General features: G+C 66.2%; 12 protein-coding genes and 1 riboswitch. Of the genes, 5 read left to right on the top strand and 7 right to left on the bottom strand.

The features are described from left to right. Nucleotides 1-24: 24 nt before the first annotated feature. On the bottom strand, nt 25-942 hold the full coding sequence (lpxL, locus tag ACXU4B_RS16570) for an LpxL/LpxP family Kdo(2)-lipid IV(A) lauroyl/palmitoleoyl acyltransferase (protein WP_240734192.1): 918 nt from the start codon (nt 940-942) through the stop codon (nt 25-27). Nucleotides 943-1,101: 159 nt separating this feature from the next. Here lpxL and waaA point away from each other — a divergent pair, with 159 nt between their 5' ends. After that, on the top strand, nt 1,102-2,343 hold the full coding sequence (gene waaA / locus ACXU4B_RS16565; RefSeq protein WP_458910915.1) for a lipid IV(A) 3-deoxy-D-manno-octulosonic acid transferase: 1,242 nt from the start codon (nt 1,102-1,104) through the stop codon (nt 2,341-2,343). A gap of 84 nt (nt 2,344-2,427) precedes the next feature. Here the strand turns inward: waaA and ACXU4B_RS16560 are convergent, their stop codons facing one another. From ACXU4B_RS16560 to ACXU4B_RS16550, 3 genes are all read right to left on the bottom strand, one after another. Beyond that, nucleotides 2,428-3,759 carry a TolC family outer membrane protein gene (locus ACXU4B_RS16560; protein ID WP_131413438.1) on the bottom strand — a complete coding sequence of 444 codons (1,332 nt, stop codon included), beginning with the start codon at nt 3,757-3,759 and terminating at the stop codon, nt 2,428-2,430. A 27-nt stretch (nt 3,760-3,786) separates the two neighbouring features. After that, nucleotides 3,787-4,446 carry a protein-L-isoaspartate O-methyltransferase family protein gene (locus tag ACXU4B_RS16555; RefSeq protein ID WP_131413440.1) on the bottom strand — a complete coding sequence of 220 codons (660 nt, stop codon included), beginning with the start codon at nt 4,444-4,446 and terminating at the stop codon, nt 3,787-3,789. A gap of 164 nt (nt 4,447-4,610) precedes the next feature. Then, the gene (locus ACXU4B_RS16550; protein WP_131413442.1) at nt 4,611-4,946 is read right to left on the bottom strand and encodes a hypothetical protein; all 336 of its coding nucleotides are present in this window, start codon (nt 4,944-4,946) and stop codon (nt 4,611-4,613) included. Nucleotides 4,947-5,044: 98 nt separating this feature from the next. Between ACXU4B_RS16550 and ACXU4B_RS16545 the strand changes: the two genes are divergently transcribed. From ACXU4B_RS16545 to ACXU4B_RS16530, 4 genes are all read left to right on the top strand, one after another. Beyond that, nucleotides 5,045-5,695, top strand: coding sequence for a TetR/AcrR family transcriptional regulator (locus ACXU4B_RS16545; protein ID WP_131413444.1), 651 nt, complete (start codon nt 5,045-5,047; stop codon nt 5,693-5,695). 80 nt (nt 5,696-5,775) lie between these two features. Then, nucleotides 5,776-5,870, top strand: a riboswitch (TPP riboswitch). A gap of 59 nt (nt 5,871-5,929) precedes the next feature. Beyond that, a complete protein-coding gene (gene thiC, locus ACXU4B_RS16540) occupies nt 5,930-7,807 on the top strand; it encodes a phosphomethylpyrimidine synthase ThiC (RefSeq protein ID WP_131413446.1) in 1,878 nt (625 codons plus the stop codon). Between the two features lie 135 nt (nt 7,808-7,942). Then, nucleotides 7,943-8,533 (top strand): ferritin-like domain-containing protein, encoded by a 591-nt coding sequence (locus tag ACXU4B_RS16535; protein WP_131413448.1) that lies wholly within the window; start codon nt 7,943-7,945, stop codon nt 8,531-8,533. Nucleotides 8,534-8,593: 60 nt separating this feature from the next. Beyond that, entirely contained in the window at nt 8,594-8,896 is a 303-nt protein-coding gene (locus ACXU4B_RS16530; RefSeq protein WP_131413450.1) for a hypothetical protein, read from the top strand. On the opposite strand, the gene ppa is transcribed toward ACXU4B_RS16530, so the two are convergent. From ppa to ACXU4B_RS16515, 3 genes are all read right to left on the bottom strand, one after another. Further along, a complete protein-coding gene (gene ppa, locus ACXU4B_RS16525) occupies nt 8,872-9,411 on the bottom strand; it encodes an inorganic diphosphatase (RefSeq protein WP_131413452.1) in 540 nt (179 codons plus the stop codon). The two genes, ACXU4B_RS16530 and ppa, sit on opposite strands and share 25 nt — an antisense overlap. 163 nt (nt 9,412-9,574) lie before the next feature. Beyond that, entirely contained in the window at nt 9,575-10,411 is an 837-nt protein-coding gene (locus ACXU4B_RS16520; RefSeq protein WP_131413455.1) for a 2OG-Fe(II) oxygenase, read from the bottom strand. A 60-nt stretch (nt 10,412-10,471) separates the two neighbouring features. Further along, a complete protein-coding gene (locus ACXU4B_RS16515; protein ID WP_131413457.1) occupies nt 10,472-12,580 on the bottom strand; it encodes a prolyl oligopeptidase family serine peptidase in 2,109 nt (702 codons plus the stop codon). Nucleotides 12,581-12,991: the final 411 nt, after the last annotated feature.

Genomic DNA, 12,991 nt, shown 5'->3' with positions numbered 1-12,991 from the left:
TATCTGTCGCTGGCCTGTCGCACGTCAATAGACGGGCGGGCTGCCTTCCGGGCGCGTCTTGAAGCGCTTGTGCACCCACAGGTATTGCTCGGGCGCGGCGCGTGCCATGTCCTCGATGCTCGCGTTGACGCGGGCCGTGTCGTCCAGCGGATCGGCGCCGGGGAAATGTTCCAGCGCCGCGCCCAGCCGTAGCGCATAGCCGGCGTTGCCCGGCAGGCGGCGATGGTAGAAGGGAATCACCAGCGCGCCGGACAGGCGTGCAAGATGATGGGTCGCGGTGATCGTGGCCGCCGGTATGCCGAAGAACGGCACGAACACGCTGTCCTTGCTGCGCATGTCCTGGTCGGGCGCATACCAGAGCGTGCCGCCGTTGCGCAGGTATTTCACCGTGCCGCGGATATCGTCCTTCTCGAACATGGCATCGGCGTAGTCCAGTCGCGCACGCAGCACGGTCCACTCGAACACGGCCGAATCCATCCGGCGGTACATGCCCGAGATGCGGATGCGCTGCGACACCAGCCGCGCGCACAGTTCCAGGTGCGAAAAATGGCCGCCGACCAGCAGCACGCCCTTGCCTTGCGCACGCGCCGCCTCGAGGTGCTCGAGGCCTTCGACGGTGACCGGCACGCGTGCAATCGCACGCTCGCTGCCCATCCAGCCGAGCGCGAACTCGACCAGCATCAGCCCGATGTCGCGCAGGTGTGCATCCACCAGCGCGGCCTGTTGGGCCTTGCCGAGCGAGGGAAAGCACAGGGCGATGTTGACCTCGGCGATGTGCCGGCGTGGCGAAGGCACGCGTTGAATCAGTGCCCCCAGCAGGCGCCCCAGGCCCATCAGGAGCGGGCGGGGCAGGCGCGCAATCAGCCAGATCACCCCTGCGCCGAGCCAGGCCGGCCAGTGCAGCGGTGAGAGCAGGGAGCGTGTGAAAGAGGGGCGCGGCATGCCTGGCATTGCGCGCATTGTAGGGAACAAGCCAGGGTGAGGCGAGCAAGCGGCGCCATGCCATGCGCCGGCCGCGTCGGCGGCGGACCTCGTGGCCGCCCGATATACTGGCGCACCGCATTCCAGGGCCAGCCGTTGCGCTTCCTCTACACCTTTGCCATGTACCTGGTGACGCCGCTCATCGTGCTGCGTCTGCTGGCGCGTGGCGTGCGTTATCGCAATTACCACAAGCGCTGGCGCGAACGCTTCGGTTTCTTCGACGGCCCCGGCGTCAATGGCAGCCTGTGGGTGCACGCGGTCTCGGTGGGCGAGGTGAATGCCGCCGAGCCGCTGGTGAAGGCGCTGCGCGAGTACTACCCGAACGCTCCGCTGGTGGTCACCACGGTCACGCCGACGGGCTCCGAGCGCGTGCGCCAGCTGTTCGGTGACAGCGTGTTCCACGTCTACCTGCCGTATGACCTGCCGTTCGCCGTGAAGCGATTCCTGCGGCGCGTGCGGCCGCGCCTGGCGGTCATCGTGGAAACCGAGATCTGGCCCAACCTCTACTTCGCCTGCCGCCGCCACGGCATTCCCCTGATGATCGCCAACGCGCGCCTGTCGGAGCGCTCGCTGCGTGGCTACCGGCCGCTGGGCAGCCTGGTGCGCCGGGCGCTGGGTTGCGTGCGCCGCATCGCGGCGCAGTCGCGCACCGATGCGGCGCGCTATCGCCTGCTGGGCGCCAGCGCGGAAAAGATCGTGGTGGCGGGCAACCTCAAGTTCGACATGCCGGTGCCGTGGGACGCCGAGGCCAAGGGGCGCGAGCTGCGCCAGCAGTGGGGCCGCTTGCGGCCGGTGTGGATCGCCGGCAGCACGCACGAGGGCGAGGAGTTGCCGGTGCTGGAAGCGCACCTCGAGGTGCTGTCGCGCTGGCCCGATGCGCTGCTGCTGATCGCCCCGCGCCACCCCGAGCGTTTCCGGCTGGTGGAACATTCCGCGCGCAGCCTCGGCTTCAGCGTCGGGTCGCGCAGCACCGACCGCGTGCCTTCGGCGGCGCATCAGGTCTTCGTGATCGACGCCATGGGCGAGCTGATGCCGTTCTACGCCGCGGCCGACCTTGCCTTTGTCGGCGGCAGCCTGGTGCCGATCGGTGGCCACAACGTGCTCGAGCCGGCGGCCCTGTCGACGCCGGTGCTGGTCGGTCCGCACACCTTCAACTTCGAGGAAATCACCCTCACCCTGATCCAGGAAGGTGGCGCCGCGCGGGTCAATGGTGCCGAGGAGCTCGGCGCCGAAGTGCAGCAACTGCTGCGCGACCTGCCGCGACGCGAGCGCATGGGCAAGGTGGCGCGCATCGTCTTCGACAGCGAGCGCGGCGCGGTCGAGCGCGTGATGGGCATGATCGACAACCTGCTGCAGGAATAGACGTCCAGCCGCCGCTTTCCTGAAACGACGAGGCCGGGACATGCCCGGCCTCGTCGTTTCCAGCAGTGGTGATGACCTGATGCCTTACTGCAGCATCGCGTTGACCAACTCCATGTCCTTGATGTCGATCGAGCCGGCGGACTGCTTGAGCGACAGTTGGTCGAGCACCAGCGCGTGGCGCGACTGCGAGTAGCTGTTCTCGGCCTGGGTCAGGGTCTGGATCGCGTTGAGCACATTGAGCATGGTCTGCGTGCCGACGTCGAAGCCGGCGCGCGTGGCTTCCAGTGCCTTCTGTCCCGATTCCACCGACGCCTTGTTGGCTTCGACCTGGCTGATGCCGGCGATCACCGAGCGATAGAAGTTGAGCGTGTCGCGAACCACGGCGCGACGCTGCGATTCCAGCGCATCCTGGGCCTCGTCGCGCTGGTAGATCGACTGCCGCACGCGCGACTGGGTGGCGCCGCCCGAGAAGATCGGCACGGTCACGGTCAGGCCCACGGTGGTGCCGTAATTGCCGTTGCCGGCGATGTTGCCGAAGCTGCCGTTCTCCAGCCAGGACGTGGTCTTGCCACGCGATACGGACGCATTGAGCGTCGGCAGGTGACCGGCGCGGGCGGCGTTGATGCTGTGCTCGGCCGCCTGGACGCCGAACTGCTGGGCCTGGATGGTGGAGTTCGACTTCAGCGCCTGCTGCACCCAGACGTCCGGATCGGACGGTGACGGCGGGTTGAACGGCAGGTCTTCGCGGAGCTTCTTCAGTTCGCCGACCGGCTTGCCGGTGATCTGCGTGAGCGCTTCGCGGGCGTCGTTGAGCGTGTTCTGGGCGGCAATCGTCTGCGCCTTGGCCAGCTCGTAGTTCGACTTCGCCTGGTAGACGTCAGTGACCGCCGAGAGGCCGACCTTGAACCGCTGGTCCGCCTGCTCGAAGGCCTCCTTGAAGGCGTCCTCGTTGGCCTTGGCGAAGATCAGCGCGTCCTGGCTCGTCAGCACGCCGAAGTAGGCCGTGGTGACGCGCACGTACAGTTCCTGCAGCGCCGCTTCGTAGGTTGCGTCCTGGGCCGAGGCCTGCGAGTGCGCGGCGTGCAGGTTGGCCCACTGGCTCAGGTCGATGATCGACTGATTGAGCGTGGCGGAGATCTCGCGCGAGCGGGTATGGCCGGCGCCGGCGGCAAGTCCGCTCGACAGCTGTGAGCCGGTCGACTGCTGGCTCACGCCAAAACTGCCATTGAGCTGGGGCAGCATGACCGCACGCGCCTGGGTTACGCCTTCACCGACGGCCAGGCGCGTGGCATCAGCCTGCGACAGCACCGGGTCATTGGCGCGTGCTTCTCGGTATGCATCCAGCAAGTCCTCGCTGTAGCCGGCCAGCGGAAACGCCGACAAGGCCAGGGCGAGGGTCAGAAGCTTCAAGCGCATGGGTTGCCTCATGTTTGGGGAATGGGGTCAGAGAACGAAGCGGCGCGGCGGCTCGGCGTGCTTCAGGTAGGGCAGGTCGGTCTCGAACAGCACTTCCTCGCGGTAGCGACCGTTGCCTTCGTGGGTGAGCAGCAGCGCCTGCTGCACGGGCGACTCGCCGCGCACCACCAGCAGGCGGCCGCCGGGCTTGAGCCAGCCCAGGAAACGTTGCGGAATCTGGTAGACGGCGCCGGTGACCACCAGCGCGTCGAACACGCCGGCCGGCTGCCATCCGGCGATCGCCTCGCCCACTTCCAGCTTGACGTTGGCGATGCCCGCACGGGCCAGGCGCTCGCCGGCCGCCGTGATGAAGTCGGCATGGATGTCCAGGCTGGTGACGCCGGCGCAGAGCCGGGCCATGCAGGCGGTGAGGAAGCCCGAGCCGGTGCCGATCTCCAGCACGGTATCGGTGGGCGTCAGCTCCAGCGCCTGCAGCACGCGGCCTTCGACGACCGGCTTCATCATGACCTCGCCATGGCCCAGCGGCAGGCTCAGGTCAGCGAAGGCCAGCTGGCGATGCTCCACGGCGACGAAATCCTCGCGGCGCACGCTGCCAAGCACATCCAGCACGCGTCCATCGAGCACCTCCCAGGGGCGCACCTGGTTTTCCACCATGTTCTGTCGCGCCTGATCGAAGTTCATGGCCATCTTGCTTACATCCTGTTCGGATCGGAAAAAAGGCTAAAAAGCATAAGCGCTTAGCCATCTTCCGACAATGTGCAAAGCCTGCGGCCTGGCCCGGATGGCACGAAGTGCCGGAAGTCACCGCACTTGGCTGACGGAAGTCATGCGTGGCGCGGTGTCCGCGGACACTATGCACTTCGGCGATGGATTCTCGCTGGCGCCGCGAGCACGCCCGCGGGCAGGCGTGCCAAGGCATCTTCCATGGCCTGATGCAAGGTTGCGTCAAGGCGCTGGATGCGCCCTTCCGGAAGCGTCTCCCCGCGACTGCGGGCGGCCACCGACAGCCAGGCCAGCCAGCGGGCCAGGCGGCCGCGTTCGGTGGGGTCGAGGCCGGCCAAGGCTGTACGCAGGCCAAACGCGCCCTGGCGTGCGCCGGCAGGGCCGCGCTCCAGCCATGCCGCCATGGCGCGCTGCGCCTGCCGATACGCCTTGCTGAGGGAAAGTTCTGCGATAGTGGTGGACATGGGATAAGCCGTGTATCGTGGCCATGGAAAATAACTAAACCGTCGCGTATACTAAACCTGCGTTATCCATTTGTGAAGCCATTTGTGAAGGTGTTGCCATGAGTACGATCCCGCTGACCAAGCCTCAGGGACCCGGCCGTCCCAAGGACATGGAGAAGCGTGCGGCGATCCTTGAGGCTGCCAAGGCGTTGTTCGTCCGCAACGCCTTTGCCGGCACCAGCATGGATGCCGTCGCTGCCGAAGCCGGCGTGTCCAAGCTCACCGTCTACAGTCACTTTGGCGACAAGGACAACCTGTTCAGGGAAGTGATCCGCGCGCAGATCCAGGATCTGATGCCGGAGGACACCTATCAGTACGATCCGGACGTGGAAATCCGCGCCACGCTCGAGCGCATCGCCCTGCACCACGTGAAGCTGGACTGCGACGTGCAGAACGTGGGCACCTTCCGCGCCATCCTCAGCGACTGCCGCCAGGGCAACCCGCGCTACGGCAAGCTGCTGTGGGAGGAGGGCCCGGACCGTACGCATGGTCTGATGAAACGGCTCCTGCAGCAGGCGGTTGACGCCGGCCAGCTGGATATCCCCAATACCGCCCGCGCCGCCGGGCAGTTCATCTCGCTGATCAAGGGCGAGATGCTGTTGCGCCGCATGTTCGGCTGCGAGGAATGCGCCCAGTCGTATGCCGCCGAGCTGGAGCAGACGGCCCGCGACGGCGTGGACATGTTCCTGCGCGCCTATTCGCCGCGCTGATCACCTGCCTTTCACGACCGTTCGCCGGTCGTTGCCGGGTGCCGCACTCGCGGCACCCGCCGCTTCGTGGTCAAATAGCCGCTTGGAAGCGGGGGTGCCGGCGGTGGTCGGCTGAGAGAGTCCCTTCGAACCTGATGCGGCTAGTACCGCTGTAGGGAGCTTCGCCGCATAGTCGTCAGGGTATGCGTCAAGCACCGTCGCTTCGTTCCCCCGCCTCTCGAAGGACGAATGCCGATGAATGCCCTCCCCACCGACCTCGCGCGCGCTGCGCAGGAACTCTCCGAAGCCGTGACGCGCCCGATTCCGGGTTCGCGCAAGATCCATGTGCAGGGCAGTCGCCCGGACCTGAAGGTGCCGCTGCGCGAGATCTGCCAGGCGCAGACGCCGACCCTGTTCGGTGGCGAGGAAAACCCGCCGATCACCGTGTATGACACCTCCGGCCCGTATACCGACCCGGATTACCAGGTGGATCTGGCCGCCGGCCTGCCGCCGCTGCGCGCGGCCTGGATCGCCGAGCGCGGCGACACCGAGCAGCTCGCGGACCTGAGCTCCGCCTTCGGCCGCCAGCGCGCCACCGACGCCAGGCTCGATGCCTTCCGCTTTACCGCCACCCACGCGCCGCGTCGGGCCAAGGCGGGCGCCAATGTCAGCCAGATGCATTACGCGCGCCAGGGCATCATCACGCCCGAGATGGAATACATCGCCATCCGCGAGAACCAGCGCATCGAGGCGCTGCGTGACAGCGCGCTGCTCAACCAGCACCCGGGCCAGTCGTTCGGCGCGGCCCTGCCCAGGCTGATCACGCCCGAATTCGTGCGCGACGAAGTCGCCCGCGGCCGCGCCATCATCCCGGCCAACATCAACCATCCGGAAGCGGAGCCGATGATCATCGGCCGCAACTTCCTCACCAAGATCAACGCGAACATCGGCAACAGTGCGGTGAGCTCGGGCATCGCCGAGGAAGTGGAGAAGCTGGTGTGGTCGATCCGCTGGGGCGGCGACACCGTGATGGACCTTTCCACCGGCAAGCACATCCACGAGACGCGCGAGTGGATCATCCGCAACTCGCCGGTGCCGATCGGCACGGTGCCGATCTACCAGGCGCTGGAAAAGGTCAATGGCGTGGCAGAGGACCTCACCTGGGAGATCTTCCGCGACACCCTGATCGAGCAGGCCGAGCAGGGCGTGGACTACTTCACCATCCACGCCGGCGTGCTGCTGCGTTTCGTGCCGCTCACCGCCAAGCGCGTCACCGGCATCGTCTCGCGTGGCGGTTCGATCATGGCCAAGTGGTGCCTGGCGCACCACAAGGAAAACTTTCTCTACACGCACTTCGAAGACATCTGCGAGATCATGAAGGCGTACGACGTGTCCTTCAGCCTCGGCGATGGCCTGCGCCCGGGCTGCATCGCGGATGCCAACGACGCCGCGCAGTTCGGCGAGCTCGACACGCTGGGCGAGCTGACCCAGATCGCCTGGAAGCACGACGTGCAGGTGATGATCGAAGGCCCCGGCCACGTGCCCATGCATCTCATCAAGGAGAACATGGAGCGCCAGCTGGAGAAGTGCCACGAAGCGCCGTTCTACACGCTGGGGCCGCTGACCACCGACATCGCGCCGGGCTACGACCACATCACCTCCGCCATCGGCGCGGCGATGATCGGCTGGTTCGGCACGGCGATGCTCTGCTACGTGACGCCGAAAGAGCACCTGGGCCTGCCCAACAAGCAGGACGTGCGTGACGGCATCATCGCGTACAAGATCGCGGCCCATGCGGCGGACCTGGCCAAGGGCCATCCGGGTGCGCAGGTGCGCGACAACGCGCTGTCCAAGGCCCGTTTCGAATTCCGCTGGGACGACCAGTTCAACCTCGGCCTGGATCCGGAAAAGGCCAAGGAATTCCACGACGAGACGCTGCCCAAGGACGCGCACAAGAGCGCGCACTTCTGTTCGATGTGCGGCCCGAAGTTCTGCTCGATGAAGATCACCCAGGACGTGCGTGATTACGCCGCCGAGCACGGCACCGGTGAAATCGAAGCGTTGGAAGAGGGCATGGCCGAGAAGGCCGCCGAATTCCGCGAGCAGGGCGCCGAGGTTTACCACAAGGCCTGAGCTCCGCGCGTCATTCCGGCTCGTGCCGGAATGACGCCTGCGGCGTGCACAGGTTCGCGACGCGTTCACCTGCGTTTCGCATGCCTCGCCCTACGGTTCCGGGCATTGCCCAGCCAGCCCAGCCGGAGGCACGCCATGGCACCCAAGTCCTTCGTCAGCGACATCGAGACCATCCGCAAGCGCGCCCGCGAACATATCGACCAGGGCGCGATCACCGCCGGCTACACCGCCGATCGCAAGACCGTCATCAAGCTGCTCAACGATGCGCTCGCCACCGAGATCGTGTGCGTGCTGCGCTACAAGTATCACTACTTCATGGCCAAGGGCATCCACGCCAAGAGCGTGGCGGCCGAATTCCTCGAACACGCCAATGAAGAGCAGGGGCATGCGGACCTGATCGCGCAGCGCATCACCCAGCTCGACGGCGCGCCTAATTTCTCGCCCGAAGGACTGCTCAGTCGCAGTCATGCCGATTACGTGGAAGGCGACGACCTGGTCGACATGATCAAGGAAGACCTGGTCGCCGAGCGCATCGCCATCGACAGCTACCGCGAGATCATCCAGTACCTTGGCGCCGCCGATCCGACCACCCGCCGCATGATGGAACACATCCTGGCCATGGAAGAGGAGCACGCGGAGGATCTTGCGACGCTGCTCGATGAACTCGGCAAGAAGGGCGAGCCGGCCAAGCCGCGCGCGGAAAAGAAAAAGCCCGCCAGGGGCTGAGTCAGCGGGACGCCGCTTGCGGCGTTATCAGGCAGACAAGTCGTCCAGAGGAGAGGCATCATGCCGATGTCGAACCATGCGGCCCGCAAGGACCATGTGATCCTGCGCACCGTACTGATTGCACTGTCCATCATCGTGCTGCTGGTGTGCGTACTGATGTGGTGGGTCACGGCATTCGACAGCGTGCAGCAGATGGCGGCTGCATCGCGGCCCTCCGTCCATCACGCATCCACGCCGGAAGGCCATCTGTGCGGGCCGGCCGAGCGATCGTCGCTGGCCCGAGCGGGCATAAAAAAGCGCGCCGCCCCGCGGGGACGGCGCGCCCTGAAGATCAGCGATCAGGCCTTCTTGTCGGCCTGGTAGCGCTCGATGCCGGAGAGGATTTCGGCCTTGGCCTCGTCCGCGCCCACCCAGCCTTCGATCTTGACCCACTTGCCCTTCTCGAGATCCTTGTAGTGCTCGAAGAAGTGGCCGATGCGCTCCAGCCAGTGGCCGGAAACCGACTTGATGTCCTTGATGTGCGCGTAGCCGGCGAAGATCTTCTCGACCGGAACCACCACCAGCTTCTCGTCGCTGCCGGCCTCGTCGGTCATCTTGAGCATGCCCACCGGATGGCAGCGGATCACCGCGCCAGGCACCAGCGGCAGCGGCAGGATCACCAGCGCATCCAGCGGATCGCCGTCGCCGCCCAGCGTGCCCGGCACGTAGCCGTAGTTGCACGGGTAGCGCATCGGGGTGGACAGGATGCGATCGACGAAGATCGCGCCGCTTTCCTTCTCCACCTCGTACTTGACGGGCTCGGCATCCTTGGGGATTTCGATGATGACGTTGATTTCGTCCGGAACCTTGCGGCCGGCGGAGACGAGGTGCAGACCCATGGGCGTGTCCTTGAGGCGTTGATCAAAAGCAAAGACCCGCAAGCATACGGCAAAAGGTGGTGCATCGCAGCAGTCGCGGCCCGGTCGGGTGGCTGCAGTTCAGCGTCTGGCCCGCCGTCGCGGCCCTGGCGCCGGCCGCGATGACGGGCAGCACGGGCCTCGACTAGACCTGGAACGGCCGCTCCCGCAGCCATTTGGTCGCGATCCACTTCTCGCCGCGCACGACCGGCAGGCCGGCATGCAGCGAATCCAGGTCGCCGCCTTCATAGGCGAAATAGACGGCCGAGCCGCGCAGGGCGGTCACCGTCAGGCCCAGCGCCGGGAAGCGGGTGCCGCCGCCTTCTTCAGGGGTGTTGAGATACATCACCACGCTGGCGATGCGCTGGCCGCCCCGCGCGGTGACTGCGGCAAAGCCCGGCTGGGTGGGGTCGAACCAGTCATAGTGCGGCTCGTACTCCTGGCCGGGCAGGTATTGAAGGATCTGCAGCCCTTCGCCGTGGCTGACCGGGATCTGCAGCAGCTCGGCGATGCGCTGCTCGATGCGCTCCACCAGCGGCGTCTCGCCGATGCGGAAGAACATGCCCAGGCTGGTGCGCCGCTGATCGGTCTGATGCTGGCCATCCTCGGCCACGGTCAGAGACCGCTGCAGGCGCGGCCGGGCCTGTCCCATCAGCTCGTCGCATTCCTGCGTGGTCAGCAGGCCTTCCAGCACGCGAATGGCCGGTGCGTCCACGCTGAGCGCCACGCGCAGGCTGTGGCCGCCCACGCTCAGCAGCGGCGCCGCGGGATGGCGCGTGCGCATGCCTGTCACGGGCTTGTCGATGTCGGCGTTGAGCGCGGCCAGCGGCATGTTCAGCACTTGCGCCACGATGCGCCGGCTCAGCGGGAGCGCATAGCCGGCGTTCTTCATGAGGCGCATCACCTCGTTCGGACCATGCCCGGCTCGGGTCGTGGCGAGAATCCACTCGCGCAGTTCGGGACGAATCTTGGGGTCGTTCATGCGAAATCAGCAGGACGCCGGCACCGGCCGGCGCCCTACATGCTACGCGAGAGGCGGGCGCTACTTCACGTGGTCCCACAGATAGGTGTAGCCCAGTGCATTCATGAAGGCGGACTGCTTGTTGTCCGCCGCCGCACCGTGGCCGCCCTCGATGTTTTCGTAGAAGCTGGCGTCGTAACCCAGCGCCTGCAGCTTCGCGTACATCTTGCGCGCATGCACCGGACCCACGCGGTCATCGCGGGTGGAGGTGGTGAACAGCACCGGCGGATATGGCTGGCCGGCCCTGGCGTTGTTGTACGGCGAGAACGTCCGGATCCACGACCACTCGGCCGGCTTGTCCGGGTCGCCGTACTCCGCCATCCACGAGGCCCCCGCGGACAGGTGCGTATAGCGCTGCATGTCGAGCAGGGCGACCTGGCTCACGATGGCGCCGTAGAGCTGCGGATACAGCGTGAGCATGTTGCCGGTCAGCAGGCCGCCGTTGCTGCCGCCCATCGCGCCCAGATGCCGGGGCGAGGTGATCTTGCGCGCGAACAGGTCCTGCGACACGGCGGCAAAGTCTTCATAGGCACGCAGGCGGTTGGCCTTCAGTGCCGCCTTGTGCCAGCGCGGGCCGTACTCGCCGCCACCGCGGATGTTGGCGATGACGTACACACCGCCCTTTTCCAGCCAGGCGCGACCCACGCTGCCGCTGTAGCTCGGCTGCAGCGAGATTTCGAAGCCGCCATAGCCGTATTGCAGCGTGGGATGGTTGCCGTCGGCCACCAGGTTCCTGGGCGCGATCTCGAAGTAGGGCACGCGGGTGCCGTCCCTGGAGGTGGCGAAATGCTGGCTCACGGTGTACTTCGACGCATCGAAGAAGTCCGGGCTGTGCTTGATGGCCTGCGCCTCGCCCTTGCCCAGGGTGCCGTAGTAGAGCGTGGTCGGCTGCAGGAACCCGGTGACGGTGAGGAAATAGTCGTCGCTGGTGTCGTCGTCGACGCCGCCAGCGGCAATGCTGGACAGCGCCGGCGCACCGCCAAGGCTCTCGCGCTTCCATGGCCCCGCTTGCGGCGTCAGCACCTCCAGCTTGTTGACCACGTTGTCCATCACATTGAGGATCAGCTGGTGGCGCGTCCACGAATAGCCGTCCAGGGCGGTGCTCTCGGTGGGCTCGAACAGCACGGTGAGCTCGCGCCGGCCCGCCATGTAGTCGTCGAACTTCGCCGCCAGCAGCGAGCCGGAGCGGTAGGTCTTGCCGCCCACCGTCCAGTCGCTGCGCGGTTCGACCAGCAGCCACTCCCGGTGCACGTCGATGTTGGCATCGCTCGGCACGTCGATCCTGGCCAGCTTGCCGTCCTTGCCGCGCAGGAAGGATTCGGTGTCGTAGAACGCGATCTGCCGAGTCACGAAATCGCGTTCGTAACCGGGCGTCTGGTCGCGCATGGCCGACACGGTCATGTCGTCGTGGTTTACCTCATGGACCACGCTGGCGCTGGACAGCGGCGTGCCGCGCCGCCATACCTTCACGATGCGCGGGTAGCTGGACGTGGTCATCGAGCCCGGGCCGAAGTCGGTCGCAACGTAGAGATGATCCCGGTCCTTCCAGGCGACGTTGCTCTTGGCCTCGGGCAGTTCGAAACCGCCCTCGACGAACCGCTTGCCGGGCAGGTCGAATTCGCGCACGACGCTGGCGTCCGCGCCGCCACGCGACAGCGATACCAGGCAGCGCTGGTAGTCCGGCTTGAGGCATTGCGCGCCATGCCATACCCAGTTCTCGTGCTCCGCCGTAGCCAGCGCGTCGAGGTCGATCACCGTTTCCCAGACGGGCTTGTCCTTGCGGTATTCGTCCAGCGTGGTGCGTCGCCAGAGGCCCCGGGGGTGGTCCTTGTCGCGCCAGAAATTATAGAAATGCTCCCCGATCTTGCTGACCATCGGGATGCGCTCGTTCGAATCGAGCACTTCGAGGAGACGCTGGTCGAGCTGGCGGAACTCGGCGCTGTCGGCGTACTTCCTGACGGTTTCGGCGTTCTGCTGCCTCACCCAGTCGAGCTGCTTCGGGCCATCGATGTTCTCGAGCCAGAGATTCGGGCCGGTGGCGGTGGGTGCGATGTGGTCGGTGGCGTGCGTCATGCCGCCTAGTGTGAGGCCCAGTGCCAGTGCCAGCCAGAGTGAGGGCTTGGATGTCATGGAAGTTCCCTCCTGGTGATGTGTGCCTCAGCACTGCTCCCTCTCCCCGGCGGGGAGAGGGCCGGGGTGGGGGCCGGGCTTGCGCAACTTGCCTGTCTCGCTCCGGCCGAACCCTCATCCGCCTGCCGGCACCTTCTCCCACAGGGAGAAGGGTGGCTTCGATTGACGTCGCCATAGCCCCTCGTCCGTGGGAGAGGGTTGGGGTGAGGGGCCAGTCTTGCCGCAGTCGTAAAAATAACCATAGCCAGCGGCAGGCGCCTCCTCGCTAAGCGGCCAGCGCGACATTACTTCGCGATGCGCCTTAAGCCCTCTACGCTGTGCCGCGTTGCAGTGAAGCGGCTACGTGTCGGCGAAGACGGTCGCAATCCGGGCTCCACAACCTTCTCTGGCTTCTATCTCACGCAATGCTAT

Source organism: Dyella soli (assembly GCF_054482295.1).
This window is presented reverse-complemented; position numbering and strand designations above follow the sequence as displayed.